This is a genomic window from Thalassospira sp. MCCC 1A01428 (assembly GCF_002115825.1).
In the GTDB taxonomy this organism is placed as follows: Bacteria; Pseudomonadota; Alphaproteobacteria; order Rhodospirillales; family Thalassospiraceae; genus Thalassospira.
This window is the reverse complement of record NZ_JFJZ01000037.1, coordinates 1-16,786: the sequence shown is the minus strand read 5'-3', so window position 1 is coordinate 16,786 and position 16,786 is coordinate 1. Positions and strand designations below refer to the sequence as shown.

The window sequence follows — 16,786 nt, the reverse complement described above, 5'->3', positions numbered from 1 at the left end:
TTTGGCAGGGCGTTTTGATGGAACCTTATCACATGACTTTGCACCTTATACCCAGTGAAACCGCACTAATTTTGATTGATTTCCAACTCGGTACGCTTTCTTTCCCGCTGACACCCTATGATAGCGATGGCCTTATTGCGACCGGACAGCGTTTGGGATCGGCTTTTGCCGAGGCTGATGCAACTATCTTTACGGTTAATGTTGCTTTTTCAGACGATGGTGGTGATCGGTTGAAACAACCTCTTGATATTCCGATGATGTTGCCTGATGGAGCGTTTCCGTCGGAATGGTCTCGATTGACACCTGAGATTGCCAACTTGCCGGGTGCAAAACGGATAACCAAACGACATTGGAGTGCTTTTTTTGGCACTGAATTGGATATTCAATTGCGTCGGCGGGGTATTTCAACGGTGGTGATAGGCGGGATTTGTACCAATTTTGGTGTTGAATCAACCGCCCGGGATGCCTGGCAACACGGTTATAATGTTGTCATTGCCGAAGATGCCTGTAGTTCAATTGGTGAAGGTTCGCATGAATTTGCGATTACCCGGACGCTGCCGCGCGTTTCACGTATCCGTAAAAGTGATGCAATTCGCGTGGCCCTTGCATGACGATAATACATGCCGGAGATTTTTACGCTTCGGGCTTGTATTATTTTTGATATCTCGTTGTTTGAAGACCGGGGTTAAAGAAAAAGGCGTTTGTTGAAAAAGAGTGGGCAGGATCATCCTGCCCACTCTTTGGGTGGAAAACAGTTTTTCGGTCAGATCGACATGACGATGCGGCCATCAATTTTGCCGCCGCGCATGCGGTCGAAAATGGAATTGATGTTTTCAATCGGTTCGGTGGTGAAATGTGAATGTACTTTGCCGTCGCCCGCAAATTCCAGGGCTTCTTGTAAATCGGCACGGGTGCCGACGATGGAGCCGCGAATGGTTTTGCGCGACAGGACGGTATCAAAAATATCGAGTTCGAACGTTCCCGGCGGCAGGCCACAAAGCGCCATGGTGCCGTGACGGCCCAGCATGCCAACGCCCTGTTTAAAGGCACTGTTAGATACCGCCGTTATCAGCACACCATTGGCACCGCCCATCTGTTTTTGTACTTCGGCAACCACATCGGTTTCGGCGGCGTTCAGCGTCCAGTCCGCACCGAGGTCCTTGGCGAGTTGCAGTTTTTCACTGGTGATGTCAACAGCGATAACTTTCATGCCCATCGCCTTGGCATATTGGACTGCCATGTGGCCCAGACCACCGACACCGGAAATAACCACCGTTTCGCCGGGTTTGCATTCGGTTTCTTTCAGGCCTTTGTAAACCGTTACACCGGCACATAAAACCGGGGCTGCATTGCCAAATTCAAGGGCATCGGGCAAATGACCGACATAGTTGGGATCGGCCAGCACATATTCGGCAAAGCCGCCATTAATGGAATAGCCGGTATTGATTTGCTCGCCGCACAGGGTTTCCCAGCCGGTAATGCAGTGATGGCAATGCCCGCAGGCCGAATGTAGCCACGGCACACCCACACGATCGCCAACCTTGACGGATTTAACACCTGCGCCAACTTCGGCAACAACACCAACACCTTCATGACCAGGAATGAAGGGCGGGTTTGGTTTGACCGGCCAGTCGCCTTCAACGGCATGTAAATCGGTGTGGCAAACGCCCGATGCCTCGATTTTAACCAGAATGGTGCCCGGTGTAACTTTGGGCACGGTAACTTCTTCAATCGACAGGGGTTTGCCAAATTCGCGCGCTACGGCGGCTTTCATTGTGGCAGGCATGCTCGTCCCTCCTGATATGGTTATGGGTGGTGACAATCAGATTCTCACAGGACGAAATGATAGCGATTTGCAAATACGTAGCCTTGCGGTACATCAAATATTGCTAATTTAGAGGCGTGCACCGGCATCTGTTTCAGGCGGCATGGGGCACGGCGATGTCGCCATTACGCAACAATTGGCTGACAAATTGATGGAACAACGAACAGGACCGGTCATAAGTCAGCACAAGTTCAATATCGGGCAGGGATGGCAAAATATCGGGTTGATGTAACAGCACATGGTCACTGCCAATGGCATTATGGGGCAAAATGCCAATCCCCAGGCCCGCTGATATTGCGCGCCGGATATTGTGATAGGAGGCACTGCGATAGGCATTAAAATAGCCAAGGCCGGATTTTTCAATGGCAGCAATTGCGGCCGCACGATAGGCGCAACCTTCGGGAAATGTAATGAGTGGAATATCGCCGTCAAGATTTGGCGGAATGGTTTGTGATGCCACCCAGCCAAGGGGCTGCCGATGCAAAATGGTGTCGCTGGAGGTGTCGTGTGTGGCTGCGGCCTTTGTGCCTGGCGTAGTGGCGTGGGCGACCTTTTTATAAATAATGATATCGATCTCGTTCTGGCGGTATTGCTCGCACACTTGCGATGACAGGGCAGATGTAACCTCGACCCGCAAGGACGGATTAATTTCCATGCATCGCCGAACTGCCGTGGCAATGTTGCCCAGCGGAAAATCATCAGGCACACCCAGCCGGATCCGGCCCTGTAATTCGGGCTGGCGAAAGCTGTCTATTGCAGTGGAAAGGCGTGATAGAATTTCCTGGGCCATTGGCAAAAGCCGCCTGCCATCTTCAGTTAAATCCGCCACTTGCCCACGTCGCCGGTCGATGAGCCGGCAGCATAAAATTTCTTCCAGTTTTTGCAGGCTTTGAGTGATGGCAGACTGGCTGCGCATCAATTCAGTGCTGGCAACCTGAAAATCCAGCGCTGCGGCAATGCCGACAAAGGTGCGAAGTTGCTCCAGTGTTATCCGTCGGTCGTCAAGATGCCGGACGGGGGCGGACAGGGAACCGGTTGTGGTAATTTCTGTCATGGGAATGACCGTGCGTGGTGTTGTGAAGTTCCAACGAAGCTTGCCTTCAAATTAGTATAACTGATTTGCTATGGTTTTTAATTAATTTTCCATTTTTAAATTCGTCATGCACAATTTGGGCATCAAATTCTGTTTTGCAGAAGGAAAGCCAAAATGGGACGTATTCTTGTGTTGTTTGCAGGCTTCAGCCTGGTGTGGTCGTCGGCCTTTATTGTTGGCAAGGTGACAATTGCCGATCTTGACCCGATTGTGCTGCTTGCCATTCGTTTTTTGCTTGGTGCGCTGTGTTTACTGCCGTTTGTATTGCGCCGGGGGCAGGTGTTTTTACAGATACCCGTCATGCGGTTTGGGGCCATTGCCGGGGTTTTAAACAATGCGTTATATCTGGGGCTAAGTTTTCTGGCATTGCAAACGGTGCCCGCCCCGGTGCTGGTGGTGATAATTAGTTGTGCGCCATTATTAACCAGTGCTTTTGCCGTGGTATCCGGGCAGGAAACGCTTAATGCGCAACGACTGGCAGGTTTTGCCATTTGTGTTGCGGGGGTGGCTTGTGTTGCCATATGGCAGCCAGGGTCGGGTATCAATATGCCTCAAACGGTTATGTCTGGCATATCGGCGTGGGCAGGTTATGCCATGGCAATTGGCGGGACCGTGGCCTTTGCCGTTGGTACGGTTTATTTGCGGGGGCGCTCGACCGGGGCATCACCGGTGGATGTAAATTTTTGGCAATCGCTGGTCGGCGGGCTGGTATTGATGCCGGTTGCCCTGTTTCGGGCCCCTGAACTGGCCCAATGGCAGGCGGCCCTGCATTTGCAAACCCTGATGGCGATTTTATATTTGGCCGTCGTTATCACATTGGGGGCGATGTTTATGTGGTTGTATCTGATCAAACGGTTCGGGGCCAGCAAGGCCGCCGCCGCCCATTTGATCAACCCGTTATCGGGGTTAATATTATCCGCTGCCATTTTGGGAAATGACATCGCCGCAATTCAGATTGTCGGGGCCGTGTTGATTGGTTTTGGGTTATATATTGCTGTCTTTCGCACGGCGACCAGGCATAAGCCGGTCATCAGCAAAGGGGCCGCTTCGTGTAGGGCGACATCCTGATTACGTGGAACGCTTGAGATTTGAGAAACCGCTGCCGGGAGCCGGAAGCCGGGTGCCGACAGTGGTTTTATAAGGTATCGCCACAGTTCAGGCATCGCCCTCGTCGCCTGGTAATTCCAATACATAATCCTGGTAATAGTCCGGTGGCATGCCCGCATCGTAACGGGCTTCGTCGTTAAAGGGCGGTTTGAGCGGGCCGCGCAGATGTTTGCGTAACAGGCCGTGCCAGGTGGTGTAATAGGGCAGGCCGCGCTTGTCGCACATCATTTCATAATATTTGCGTCCGGCGCTGACATGGGCGACTTCTTCAGCGGCGATCAGTTTTAATATTTCCGCACTTTCCGGGTCGCCATTGGCGATTAATCGTTCGACTGTCGGCGGGGTGGCATCCAGTCCGCGGGCCTCAAACACCATGGGCACTACGGCAAGGCGGGCCAGCAGATCATAGGCGGTTTCCATGCTGCTTTGCCATAATCCGTCATGGGCGGGTAAATCACCATAGGTCGCGCCCAGTTCACCCAGGCGATTATTCAGCATTAAAAAATGTTTGGCTTCGTCGGCGGCAACCTGAACCCAGGCATCGTGAAAATCACGCGGCATGTTTTCATCGGGGAAGCGCACGGCGATATCCCATGCAAGGTCAATGGCATTGAGTTCTATATGGGCCAGCGCGTGCAGCAAACCAATGCGCCCCTTAAGCCCACCTTTGCTGCGTTTTGGCATTTTGTTGGGCGGCAATGTTTCGGGTTTGGCCGGTCGCGCCGGGCGGTCGGGCAGGGTGGTACTGCCAACCTCGGTGATGCTTCCTTCACGCCATTGACGGGCCAGTTCAATACTGAAATGGGCCTTTTGCGTGGGGTCAACGGTTAAAAGGGCCTGTTTGGCGGCATCAGCAAGGGTTTGGTACATGGGTTTTATGACAGTCGGCTATGGCAGGAAAGAAAAACCGACCAGTGCTGTGTGGCATGGTCCGTTTTTGGGGTCAAATGGCGTTTTTATGCTATGCAGGTTGGGTGACCGTTACCTTGTGGCCATCAGGTAATGTTGAACCGCGCCAGTGCTTCGGCCAGGTCATCGCCAAATGAACCGCCCTTGCGGATAATCGCGGTGCGAAATGGCAGGTCGCGCAAGGACGGATGATTGGGGGCATCGGATGTTAAAACAGCTGTCGGGATATCGCGGGTTTTGGGCATGGCTTGCAGCGCACTGACCAGATCAACCCCGTCCAGATCATCAATTGTTTTGGCAACAATGATAAAATCGGGGCGGGTGCGAACCGCAAGTTCGATTGCTTCAAACGACGTTTGGGTGGCTGAACTGCGATAGCCACACGCGGCCAGTTCGCGTTCGACAATGGCCGCCATCGAGCGTTGCGGAATGACCAGCAGGGCTTCGACATTGGTTTTGCTTAACCAGGCCGGGTCAATATCAGGCGCGCGTTTTGACGGCAACTCGCGGACAAATTCGGCAGAATCGGTGCTGGCACCTGAAATATCACCATCCAGAATGCCTTCGATTTTATCGACAAAGGACTGAATGTCAGCAATTGAATCGTCATTGAGGTCGCGGCAACTGGTGACGTAATCGGCCAGGCGGTGGCTGGTCAGGTTGATCAGCGGGGCATTTACTGATTTGCCCTTGTATCGCAGGTTGAAAACCTCGCGCTGGATCGCGGTTAGCAAAATATCGCGGTTGGGCTGCGAATGGGCATTTTGCAAATGCACGTCAAGGCTGCTGATGATATCGCGGGCTTCATCCTTGAAATCGGCTAACATTTGATCGTCAAGATCAACGACATTTTTGTTCATTAAATGGCCCCGCCATACATGCATTGAAATTTTCTGTCCCGGCCGCCTAAGGGCGGTCGTGCAAACTCCCGATTTATAAATATCATATTATTGCGGGGGACTTGCAAGATGCATACGGCCTTAATGGCAAAGTTTATGAATTTATTCAATGAATTGAAATTAAACAATAATAATGAAAATGCGCTGTTAAGTCGTAAATAATTCTGCAATCCGTGAAGCCCCTGGCGGGGTTACATGAAACCGGCCGCAAAGCAAATGCTTGCGGCCGGCCAGAATATTGGTTGTGAAGTCACGCAGCGTCACAGGGCTTTGACGGCAGCCAGAACTTCGTTCACATGGCCTTTGACTTTCACTTTTTCCCAGATATTGCGAATGACACCTTCGGCGTCAATCACGACGGTGGTGCGCTCTATTCCCATGTATTTTTTGCCATACATGCTTTTTTCTTTCCACACGCCATATTTTTCGCAGGTGTCGTTTTCCTCGTCCGATGCCAGCGTGAAATTCAAATCGTGTTTGGCCTTGAATTTATCGTGGCGGGCGACGCTGTCTTTGGAAATGCCAATGATTTGCGCATTAACCGCGGCGAAATCGGGGTGCTGATCGCGAAAATCGCATGATTCTGTGGTGCAGCCCGGCGTCATATCCTTTGGGTAAAAATAAATCACCACCGGTTTTCCACGCAGGTCGGATAATTTTACATTGCCGCCACCATCGGTCGGCAAATCAAAATCCGGGGCGGTATCTCCAACAGCTATGCTCATCTCTGGTCGTCCTTTGTTTTGGGCAGTTTAATCGATGTTGTTTATAAGGTAGCAAACGGTAACCGGTTCAGTCTGGCTGTTGAACCGGCCCCAATTTTTCGGCGGGTTCTGTTATCAATCGATCATAAATCTGTTTTACGCCATCTGCCGTATCGCCCAGTTTTTGTTCCAGTTCGGCGAAATCCTCGCACTGGCCGGCACTGGCAAGCATACGGCGCAAATCGGTGCTGGCATTGTCAGGATTAAACCGACCTTCGGTGGTCAGGCGGATCATGGCTTGTAATGCCAACCAGAATGACGATGCATTGGCCAGCCATGCGGCTTCTTCTGCGGGTAAAATACCGGCCTTGCCCAGGCGTTTAAATACTTTCCGTGTGGTCGAAGACAGGATTTCAGGATGATCATGGGCATGATTTAATTGCAAATATTGTGCAATAAATTCCAGGTCAACCAATCCGCCGCGGCGTAATTTAACATCCCACGCCTGATCGCTGCCCTTGCTGGCGGCCATGCGGTTGCGCATATCGTAAACATCGCGCAGCAATTTATGCGGGTCGCGCTGTTTACATAAAACGGTACGGGTGCACGCCATGACCTTTTGTTGCAGTTTTTCCGGGCCATATACCGGGCGCAGCCGGGTTAATGCCATATGCTCCCACGTCCAGGCTTCGTTGTTCTGATAGGCATCAAAGCTGTTGAAGTGGCAGGCAAGCGGCCCTTTGCTGCCGCTGGGGCGCAGGCGCAAATCTGTTTCAAACAGCACGCCTTCGGCTGTGGGGGCGGAAAGGGCGTTAATATAACGCTGGCTAAGCCGGATAAAATAATGCCCCGGCGACAGGGGTTTTTCCCCATCGGATTCATCGTATCCCTCGGGCACGTCATAGACAAAAACCATATCCAGATCGGACCCGGGCGAGAGTTCCTGCCCACCATGTTTGCCAAGGGCGAATACCGCCAGTCCGCCTTCATCAAAGCCGCCATGTTTTTGGGCGAAATCTTTGGCGATGCGTGGAAATAACCCGCGAATGGCCACATCGGCCACATCGGCCAATGCCCGGCCTGCCTGATGCGGCGTATGACGGTTATGAATGGTTTGCACGTCAATGCGAAACTTCTGATCGTTGGCCCATTGTCGTGCAATATCAAGCCACTGTTCCACCATTTCCGCACCGGGCTGGGACAATTGTTCGTTTAACTGGTTCAGCATGGTTTGGGCATCGGGCAATTCATCGTTAAAGCCTGACATCAAAACGTAATCCAGCACGCTGGCATTACGCCCCAGATATTTAGCCATGCGCGGGGCGGTGCCCGCGATTTGAGCCAGCAACCGTAATAGTTCCGGGTTGGCTGTTAGCAATGAGAACAGCTGTACCCCGGCCGGCAGGCCTTTTAAAAATTCGTCAAAGGCACGAAAGGCCATGTCGGGGTTGGTGGTTTCTGACAGGGATTTAAGCAGGGTGGGCATCAGTTCGGTTAAAATCTCGCGGGCGCGGCGCGACCGGGTGGCGCGATATCGCCCATGGTGCCAGCCCCGCACCGTACTTGAAATCATGCTGGCATTTTCAAAACCCATCTGGCGCAATTGTTCGATGGTTTCGGGGTCGTCTTCGGTGCCGGTAAACACCAGGCTGCCTTCGCTGCCACCCAGCGGGGAATCCTCTTCAAACAGTTCGGCATAATGTGATTCAACCCGGCGCAAATACCCCATCAGGTCGCTTTTGAAGCCATCACTGGTGTCATAGCCCAAAAAGCACGCCAACGCGGCCAGGCCTTCTTCGGTTTCGGGCAGGGTTTGGGTTTGCTGGTCATGTGTCATTTGCAGGCGATGTTCGACATTGCGCAAAAACTCGTAGGCTTCCAGCAACTCGTCGCGAACCACATCGGATATCTGTTTGAATTCGCATAATTCACGCAGGGCATCACAGGTGCTTCTGCATCGCAAGGATACCTCGCGTCCGCCCCAGATCAATTGCTGGGTCTGGGCAAAAAATTCAATCTCGCGAATGCCGCCACGGCCCAGCTTGATGTTGTGGCCAGGAACATTGACCTTGCTGCCGCCGCGAAGCGCATTGATTTGCCGTTTGATCGAATGAATATCCTGGATGGCAAGGAAATCGAGATGTTTACGCCAGACAAACGGGCGCAGGATTTTTAAAAATTCCTGCCCGGCGGCGTAGTCGCCCGCCACAATGCGGGCCTTGATCATTGCGGCCCGTTCCCAGTTTTGCCCCACAGTTTCATAATATGTTTCAGCGGCCAAAGCCGACAGAATGGGCGGGGTGGACGCCGGATCGGGCCTCAGGCGTAAATCGGTGCGAAAAACATACCCGTCGCCGGTGCGTTCTTCCATAATCCGGGTGACATCACGCACCATACGCACCAGAATTTGCTGCATGCGGTCGGGGTCAACCCAGCCGATTTTTTCGCCGTCATAAAGAAAAATCAGGTCGATATCGGACGAATAATTAAGTTCATTGGCGCCAAGTTTACCCATGCCAATGGCATAAATGCCGCATTCGCGCAGCGGGTCATCGGGGTAGGGAATGGCAAGGTTACGTTGCCGTGCTGTTGCCGACAGGCAGTGTGCCAATGTGTAATTCAACGTCGTTTCGGCGGTTTTGCTGATCGCGGCAGTAATTTGCACCAGGTCCCAGCTTTTGCTGATATCGGCCAGGGCAATAACCAGTGCTGCCCGGCGTTTGGCCCGGCGCACACGCATCATCGCTGTTGGCTGGTCGGTCCCTGCTGCGCTGGCGGCTGATTTCACGTCGTCCAATGCTACGTCAAATGCGTGCTCCAAGCCCTTGTCAAAGGCTTCCGCAATCGTATCCGGGTCGCGCAGGGCAAGGCTGGTCAGATAGGGGCTGTTGCCAAACAGGGCCGCCAGAACCTGATGCTGATCAGGGTTCTCTGCCATTTGCGCAAACCGTTCGGCCATGCTTTCCCATACCGGTTTGCGCGCAAGATCAAGCCAGCGTTCAAAGCCGGTTTTGCAGCGTTCCGCGTCAAAGGGGGCAGGCAGTATCTGTTGGGTCCAGGCGAGGGTCACGTTGGGCCTTCCTTTGGTTGAGGGTGCCATCACCCTTTTACGTGGGCGCACGGTATTCTGGCAGCATCTTTTTGATCTTAAATCACACTTTAGTCATAACCTCTCTTGGTGATGACAAAAAGGCTCTGTAAACAACACCTCATGTCAGATCAGTTTTAATTTAGGGTAAAGTCATGGAAACCCTTTGCCTTGTGCTGCGTTAATGGTTTGATTGAAAAAACAGGATGTAAGCAGGTTTGGAGAATACAGGTCGTTGAGGCACGTTAAAAAAATTTCCGGGATTGTGGCATCACTGTTCGCGTTTTGCGTGCTGTTTGTGGGTGTATTCTCCGGTGTGTTAATATGGCGCTTGTCGCAAGGTCCGGTATCCTTGAACCGCATTGCCCCTTACATTCTGGCAGAGCTTAATAAAAGCTCTGGTGATCTGAAATTTGATGTCGAAGACATGGTTCTGGTCTGGCGGGGTTGGGAAGAAAAATTTGATGTTCGGATGCGTCAGATTTCAGTGCGCCAGGCCAATGGCCGTGAAATGTTGCGCATGCCCGCTGCCGATGTGGTTTTTTCCAGTCGCGCCCTTTTCGACGGTATTTTGGCCCTTCGTGAAGTTGATCTGATTGCGCCACGTATGCGCCTGGTGCGCCATAGTGATGGCAGCTTTGATGTTGGTTTGTCGGGGGACCTGGCCAATGTGTTGCCCGGTGCCGATGCAAATGGCAGCGAAAACAAAGATGCCCAGGGCGCCAATGCAACGACGGCGCGGGTGCCCGACATGCAAACACCGACAACCCCCGATGATACGGCGGTCATGACGGCACCAATACCCGCGACAACGTCAAAGGATGACGAAACATCGTCGCTGACCGGTGCAAATGGTACCGCTAACCCGGCTGGTCAAAATCAGGATGATGCTGCTGATGCAGCGGATGCTGTTGGTGATGCCCCGGCCACAACTATGCCCGATGCCGGTAACAGCCCCGCAGCCAACCCTGCCATGACAGATAATGCAGGCAAGGGCACCGTTGGTGAAAATATCGGGGATGGCACCAAAGTTACCAATGATGACAAGGACGTTGCCAAGCCCGAAGCTGTTGATCAGACAGAACAGGAATTGTTGTCTGGCAGTACATTAATGCGCCGGGTCGTGGCAATTTTATCGGGCGAGGCTGCTGATTTTCCTGCGGCGGCCTATTTTGAAAGTTTTGGCATTTATAAAGCTGACCTGAAGGTCGAGGATCGGCTTTTGGGTGTTGTGTGGTCGGCCCCTGATGCAGATATTCGCTTGGCGCGGAGTGCGAACGGTATAGATTCCGATATGAAAATGTCGATCGGGGCTGGCGATATGACTGCCGACCTTTCAGCAACGGCCAGTTATTCCACTCATGATGAACGCATTGCCGTCAAGGCGCATATTGGCAATGTTATCCCGGCCTCGCTGTCGACAATTTCGTCGGACTTTATCGGAATGGACCGGTTTGATTTGCCGGTGTCCGGCGATTTTGATGCTGATCTGGGGGCAGATGGCAGTGTGTTAAATGTTGTTGCCCGGCTTGATGTTGGCAAAGGGCGTGTTCAGTTACCGACGCCTTTAAACGCTGTGTACGATATAGACGGCGGCAAGGCGACGATCAGCTATGTTCCGGGCAAGCTGGCCTTTCGCGATGTTCAGTTAAAAACAGGTGAAAGCGGCCTCGAAGGTAATGCCAATATTGATCATCCACTTGGCAATTGGGCCGTGCAGTTGAAAGCAGCAGTAACAAATGTTGCGACTAATGACCTTGGTAACCTGTGGCCGGAAACATTGGGTGACAATCCGCGCGAATGGGTGATTAAAAACTTGTCAGGTGGCGGCGTTCATCGTGCGCAAATTGATCTTGCCATGCACCGGGGGGAAAACGGCGACGCCGCAATTGACCACATGGCCGGTGACATGACCATGTTTGATATTGATGTGCAATATTTACCCGGAATGCCAAAGGTGGAAAAAGCCGCCGGTCATGCCGAATTTAACGCCAACAGTTTTAGCATCTTTGTTGATAGCGGTGCGGCAAGCGGCATCGAAGTGGACAGCGCCAAGCTGGTTTTTTCCAAACTTGATACCGATAACGAATTTGCCAATATAGAATTTGTGGTGCATGGCGGTGTGCGCGATGCCATGAATCTGATTGATCATCCGCCGCTGGGCTTTGCCAAAAAACTGGGGATTGACCCCAAACAGCTTTCGGGCAGCCAGGCCACGCGTGTTCAACTGTCCTTTCCATTATTGTCTGATTTATCGTTTGATGATGTTGACGTTGCCGCAGCTGCGCGTATCGAAAAGGCAAAGGTAAGTAATGCTTTTCGCGATCTGGACCTGTCAGAGGGCAGCTTTGAATTGCAGGTTAACACCAAGGGGTTGGAATTAACGGGTGATGCCCGAATGGGGCAGGGTCATAACACCATCAACTGGGTTGAAAGTTTTGACGATAAAACCCCTCTGACCAGCCATTATCAATTGGGCGGGACGTTTGATCTGGCGGTATTGAACGATATCGGCGTTGACGTGTCGTCTTTCCTGCATGGAACGGCGACCGGTGATGTTGAAATAAAGGTGATACGGGCCGGAAACGTGGAGGTTTCGGGCAAAACCGACCTTACCAATAGCGTTATTGATCTAGCCGAGGCCAATTACCACAAGGATGCGCAGCAACCCTCGAAGCTGGCATTTGATGTGGTGTTTAAGGATGACGGTGGCGGTGTTGTTCGCAAGATTGATTTGACTGCACCCGACGCGGCAATTTTGGCCAGCGGGCGATGGCGCGGTGATAACAAGCTGGACGACAAGGCCTATTTCGAGTTGGCAAATGGGCATTTTCGCGAAAATAGCGGCCTTTCTGGCACCCTGGTTGTGAAAGATAACGGTGTTTTGCAGGTTGATGTGACTGGCGAGCAGGTTGATTTGCGCCCGTTCCTGTCCGAAAACGGCACGGCAAAAGATATGGGAGCGTCCGTAAGTGGCGGGCAGGATGCGGGGACTGCTGGCTCTGCATCATCAGCCGATAAACCCGAATTTTCGATTATAAACATTAATCTGACAGCCAAAAGGTTTTACGCCAAAGGCGATAACCCGGTGGTTGAAAATGGCAAGATCACATATCGCCGCCGCAATCAGGATTCTGAAATTGAAGTGGTCGCTGATAAATTTGATGCCCGCCCATGGATTATTTCGACGTCATCAACATCGGCAGACAACGGTAATGGCCGCGACGCCAACAGCGCCGAAACAGCGCCGCAAGGCCCGGCAAGTGGCGGGATTGGTGAAGAAACATCGCGTCGCGGTGGCAAAAAGGAAATTTTCCTCGATTTTGGTGAGTTGCTGGCAGCCCGTGATCAGGTGGTAAAGGGGCTTAAGGGCTCTATCCATGTTGAAGGGGACGAATGGCGATCTATTGTTCTGAATGGCAAGCTGGATGGTACAGCGGATCTATTTGCCCATGTCGAACCGGTTGACGGTGGCAAGCGCAAGGTCCAGTTGACATCGGATGATGCCGGACGGTTCCTGGCTGCTATCGACCTGTATGGCGATTTGCGCGGTGGCAAACTGAATGTTCAGGGGATGGTGGATGACCACAAATATTCGCAACCCTTTACAGGTAGCGCCCATATCGAAAATTTCCGGATTGTGAATGCGCCATTAGGTGCGCGGGTGCTTAATGCGGCATCGCTGCTGGGTCTTGTTGATTCCTTGCAGGGAAAAGGCATTATTTTTGATGCCATGGACGGTGATTTTACCTACGCCAATGACGTTTTAACCCTGTCAAAGGTGGCCGCAAATGGTGCCGCCATCGGGGTTACCGCAAATGGCAGTATTGATCTGGCAACCGATGAAATCCGGCTGGCGGGGTCTATCGTGCCGTTTTATGCGCTCAATTCGGTACTGGGTAAAATACCGTTGATCGGTGACTTGCTGGTTGGTGAAGAAGGCGGCGGTGTATTTGCCCCGACTTATACGGTTGAAGGCGCGGTGGAAAACCCCGATATTTCGGTTAATCCGCTTTCGACCATTGTTCCTGGTGTCTTTCGTAACCTGATTACCGGGGCCAAACCGGGGTAACAGGTGTTGTATATCGGCATTGGTATACAGGTATGAAAAAAAACGCCCCGGCAACCATTATGCCGGGGCGTTTTTAAAATCACAGTGACGAGGGTTGCTTAAACCGGGCGGATCAAAACGTGGCGTTTTTTACCCGCGGAAAGTTTGATAACCCCGGTGCTGTCAATTGCAGCGGCAGTAATAACCTGGTTTTCGTCATCGACTTTTTCGTCGTTGATTTTGGCACCGCCACCTTTCACCAGGCGACGGGCTTCACCGCCGGTTTTTGCCAGGTCGGCACGACGGAACAAATCAAATGCCGGAATGCCATCATCAAGATCGGCGCGGGCGATTTCCACCGTCGGCAGGCTATCGGCCAAAACACCTTCTTCAAAGGTTTTGCGTGCGGTTTCTGCTGCTGTAAGGGCGGCTTCTTCGCCACGGCACAATTTCACTGCTTCAAACGCCAGAATCTTTTTGGCGTCATTAATGGCCGCCCCTTCAAATTTGGCATATTCCGCGATCTGTTCCATTGGCAGTTCGGTGAACAGCTTCATGAATTTGATGACATCGGCGTCTTCGGTGTTGCGCCAGAACTGGTAGTAATCATAGGCAGACAAACGTTCTTCGTTCAGCCAGATCGCGCCTGATGCAGTTTTGCCCATTTTGCCACCCGATGCGGTGGTGATCAGCGGCGTTGTCAGGCCAAACAGGGCGGCATCGTCAACACGGCGGCCCAGTTCAACACCGTTAACGATGTTGCCCCACTGGTCTGATCCGCCCATTTGCAAAACGCAGCCATATTTGCGTGCCAGTTCGACAAAGTCGTACGCCTGCAAAATCATGTAGTTGAATTCAAGAAAGCTTAGCGACTGTTCGCGTTCAAGACGGATCTTGACGGAATCAAAGCTCAGCATGCGGTTGACCGAAAAATGACGGCCAAAATCACGTAGGAAGCTGATGTAATTGATGCAGTCAAGCCAATCGGCATTGTTGACCATGATGGCGTCGGTCGGACCATCGCCAAAGGTCAGGAATTTTTCAAAAATCTTGCGAATGCCAGCCATGTTGCCAGCGATGATGTCATCGGTCAGAACCGGTCGGGCATCATCGCGGCCGGTGGGGTCGCCAATGCGGGTGGTGCCGCCGCCCATCAGAACAATGGGTTTATGGCCACATTTTTGCAGCCAGCGCAGCATCATGATCGAAACCAGCGACCCGACATGCAGGCTGTCTGCGGTGCAATCATAACCCACATAGCACACCACCTTTTTTTCTGACGCATAGGCATCAAGGCCTTCGTTATCAGTGCATTGGTGGATGTAACCGCGTTCGTTCATGACGCGGAGAAAATCAGACTTCATTTCAGTCATTGTTTTTGCGCTATGTTATGTTGTGATTGTCAAATGCGAAGCAGTTGGCGTTCGTGCCACTCTGCGGGCGATGATTTAGCACAAAATCGGCAAAAACAGCAACCATCGCGCACGGATACATTTGTCGGGTTCGTTTGCCATGCGACTGGGCGAAATTTACGGCGCGTTTTAAAGGGGCACGGGGCTGGTTATCGGATGTTAAACAGTTTGCATGAACAATGCAGGCTCGCCGTATAAAGGCGGGGAAATTTCGGTTTCAGATTGGGTGACAACCTGAAACATGATGCGTGAGATCTGCACGGCGGAGGCAACCGATGCAAAATAAGTGGTACCGGGCAATTGGCATGATGAGCGGAACATCGCTGGATGCTGTTGATGCCGCGATTATTGAAACTGACGGGGTCGAAGTCCGTCGAACCGGGCATTTTGTTTCTGTTCCCTATGAACCGCAATTGCGCGAGAAAATACGGGGCCTTTTTGGCAACCGTTCTGCCACGAACAGTGAACATGTTGTCGCCGATGACTTAACAAAACTTCACGCTGATGCCGTGATAGCATTGCTGGCGCAGTCCGGCATGGTTGCTGCCGATATTGATGTGATCGGTTTTCACGGGCAGACCGTTTTTCACGAACCGGCAAGCGGAATTACCCGCCAGATCGGAACGCCTTATTTGCTGGCAGAGCTTACAAACATTCCCGTTGTTGCCGATTTTCGCCTGGCTGACGTTGCCCAAGGGGGGCAGGGCGCGCCTTTGGCCCCGGTTTATCATGCGGCCCTGATCAAAAGTGCCGGAATTGATGCGCCAGTGGCGGTGCTTAATATCGGCGGTGTTTCAAATGTGACATGGATTGGCCCGAACGAAGACCTTATTGCATTTGATTGCGGGCCGGGAAATGCCCGGATCGATGACTGGATGCTGCATCATACCGGCAACCCGTTTGATCAGGATGGGGCAACGGCATTATCGGGCCAGGTTGACGCGTTCGTGGCGATGACATTTCTGCAAGATGCCTATTTTGACCGTGTTCCGCCTAAATCACTGGATCGTGAAGATATGGCCGCGACGATGAACAGCCTGATTGCCGAAGCCGGGCTGACATTGGCGGATGGGGCCGCGACTTTATCGCAATGTACCGTTTCTGCCATTGTGGCGGCGGTTAACCATTTGCCGGTGGCGCCTTTGCAATGGTTTATATGTGGTGGTGGGCGTCATAACCGTTTTGTTATGGCAAAACTGGCTGAGAATCTTGGTGTTGCCGTCCGGTCAGTTGACGAACTGGACTGGGATGGCGATGCTGTAGAGGCCGAATGTTTCGGGTATCTTGCCGTGCGTCATCTGGAGAACCTGCCGCTTAGTTTTCCGGGCACCACCGGGGTTGGCGCGCCGTGCCCGGGCGGGCGTTTGTACCAAACAAAAAAGGCCGCCTGAATTTTCCAGGCAGCCCTTTTATATTTCATCGGTTTTGGCTGTTACCAAAAACCTGCAGGTGCGTTTTAGGCGCCGCGTTTGTCAAGATAGGAAGATGTCTGGCGAACCACTTCTTCCTGCTGTTTGGCAAAATAGTGGTCAGCACCTTCGATCAGGCACATGCTGACTTCGATACCTTTTTGGGAATTCAGCTTGTCGCCCAGTTTGGTAACCGAATTAAGCGGCACATTTTCATCACGAGTCCCGTGAATGATAAGGCCTGACGACGGGCAAGGGGCCAAAAAGGTGAAGTCATAATCGCTGGCCG

General features: G+C 52.3%; 12 protein-coding genes. 4 read left to right on the top strand and 8 right to left on the bottom strand.

The features are described from left to right. Nucleotides 1-17 precede the first annotated feature (17 nt). Nucleotides 18-611, top strand: a complete 594-nt coding sequence (locus THS27_RS20480; RefSeq protein WP_085593960.1) for an isochorismatase family protein — start codon at nt 18-20, stop codon at nt 609-611. Nucleotides 612-763: 152 nt separating this feature from the next. Here THS27_RS20480 and adhP read toward each other — a convergent pair whose 3' ends face one another. Together adhP and THS27_RS20470 are read right to left on the bottom strand one after the other, a co-directional pair. Beyond that, nucleotides 764-1,786 carry an alcohol dehydrogenase AdhP gene (gene adhP, locus THS27_RS20475; RefSeq protein ID WP_085593958.1) on the bottom strand — a complete coding sequence of 341 codons (1,023 nt, stop codon included), beginning with the start codon at nt 1,784-1,786 and terminating at the stop codon, nt 764-766. A 133-nt stretch (nt 1,787-1,919) separates the two neighbouring features. After that, entirely contained in the window at nt 1,920-2,879 is a 960-nt protein-coding gene (locus tag THS27_RS20470) for a LysR family transcriptional regulator (protein ID WP_085593956.1), read from the bottom strand. A 153-nt stretch (nt 2,880-3,032) separates the two neighbouring features. On the opposite strand from THS27_RS20470, the gene THS27_RS20465 reads away from it, so the two are divergent. Further along, nucleotides 3,033-3,986: a DMT family transporter gene (locus THS27_RS20465; RefSeq protein ID WP_085593954.1), complete on the top strand. Its 954-nt coding sequence runs from the start codon at nt 3,033-3,035 to the stop codon at nt 3,984-3,986. 87 nt (nt 3,987-4,073) lie between these two features. Here THS27_RS20465 and THS27_RS20460 read toward each other — a convergent pair whose 3' ends face one another. From THS27_RS20460 to THS27_RS20445, 4 genes are all read right to left on the bottom strand, one after another. Next, complete coding sequence (locus THS27_RS20460) at nt 4,074-4,895, bottom strand: ferritin-like domain-containing protein (RefSeq protein WP_085593952.1); 822 nt, start codon at nt 4,893-4,895, stop codon at nt 4,074-4,076. A gap of 125 nt (nt 4,896-5,020) precedes the next feature. Further along, on the bottom strand, nt 5,021-5,794 hold the full coding sequence (locus tag THS27_RS20455; RefSeq protein ID WP_085594002.1) for a response regulator: 774 nt from the start codon (nt 5,792-5,794) through the stop codon (nt 5,021-5,023). 299 nt (nt 5,795-6,093) lie between these two features. Then, nucleotides 6,094-6,558: a thioredoxin-dependent thiol peroxidase gene (gene bcp / locus THS27_RS20450; protein WP_085593950.1), complete on the bottom strand. Its 465-nt coding sequence runs from the start codon at nt 6,556-6,558 to the stop codon at nt 6,094-6,096. 67 nt (nt 6,559-6,625) lie between these two features. Further along, a complete protein-coding gene (locus THS27_RS20445; protein ID WP_085593948.1) occupies nt 6,626-9,607 on the bottom strand; it encodes a bifunctional [glutamine synthetase] adenylyltransferase/[glutamine synthetase]-adenylyl-L-tyrosine phosphorylase in 2,982 nt (993 codons plus the stop codon). Between the two features lie 253 nt (nt 9,608-9,860). Here THS27_RS20445 and THS27_RS20440 point away from each other — a divergent pair, with 253 nt between their 5' ends. After that, nucleotides 9,861-13,697 (top strand): AsmA-like C-terminal domain-containing protein, encoded by a 3,837-nt coding sequence (locus tag THS27_RS20440; protein ID WP_085593946.1) that lies wholly within the window; start codon nt 9,861-9,863, stop codon nt 13,695-13,697. Between the two features lie 98 nt (nt 13,698-13,795). Here the strand turns inward: THS27_RS20440 and tyrS are convergent, their stop codons facing one another. Then, nucleotides 13,796-15,049: a tyrosine--tRNA ligase gene (gene tyrS / locus THS27_RS20435; protein WP_085593944.1), complete on the bottom strand. Its 1,254-nt coding sequence runs from the start codon at nt 15,047-15,049 to the stop codon at nt 13,796-13,798. A 314-nt stretch (nt 15,050-15,363) separates the two neighbouring features. Here tyrS and THS27_RS20430 point away from each other — a divergent pair, with 314 nt between their 5' ends. Beyond that, nucleotides 15,364-16,479 carry an anhydro-N-acetylmuramic acid kinase gene (locus THS27_RS20430; RefSeq protein WP_085593942.1) on the top strand — a complete coding sequence of 372 codons (1,116 nt, stop codon included), beginning with the start codon at nt 15,364-15,366 and terminating at the stop codon, nt 16,477-16,479. A gap of 65 nt (nt 16,480-16,544) precedes the next feature. Here the strand turns inward: THS27_RS20430 and THS27_RS20425 are convergent. Then, the coding region (locus THS27_RS20425; protein ID WP_168184957.1) for a prolyl oligopeptidase family serine peptidase at nt 16,545-16,786 on the bottom strand (242 nt) is incomplete at its 5' end.

What these genes read in the sequence shown, in the direction of transcription:
- tyrS (WP_085593944.1), bottom strand. Translation starts at nt 15,049, where the DNA reads ATGACTGAAATGAAGTCTGATTTTCTCCGCGTCATGAACGAACGCGGT.
- bcp (WP_085593950.1), bottom strand. Translation starts at nt 6,558, where the DNA reads ATGAGCATAGCTGTTGGAGATACCGCCCCGGATTTTGATTTGCCGACC.
- THS27_RS20470 (WP_085593956.1), bottom strand. Translation starts at nt 2,879, where the DNA reads ATGACAGAAATTACCACAACCGGTTCCCTGTCCGCCCCCGTCCGGCAT.
- adhP (WP_085593958.1), bottom strand. Translation starts at nt 1,786, where the DNA reads ATGCCTGCCACAATGAAAGCCGCCGTAGCGCGCGAATTTGGCAAACCC.
- THS27_RS20465 (WP_085593954.1), top strand. Translation starts at nt 3,033, where the DNA reads ATGGGACGTATTCTTGTGTTGTTTGCAGGCTTCAGCCTGGTGTGGTCG.
- THS27_RS20460 (WP_085593952.1), bottom strand. Translation starts at nt 4,895, where the DNA reads ATGTACCAAACCCTTGCTGATGCCGCCAAACAGGCCCTTTTAACCGTT.
- THS27_RS20430 (WP_085593942.1), top strand. Translation starts at nt 15,364, where the DNA reads ATGCAAAATAAGTGGTACCGGGCAATTGGCATGATGAGCGGAACATCG.
- THS27_RS20480 (WP_085593960.1), top strand. Translation starts at nt 18, where the DNA reads ATGGAACCTTATCACATGACTTTGCACCTTATACCCAGTGAAACCGCA.
- THS27_RS20455 (WP_085594002.1), bottom strand. Translation starts at nt 5,794, where the DNA reads ATGAACAAAAATGTCGTTGATCTTGACGATCAAATGTTAGCCGATTTC.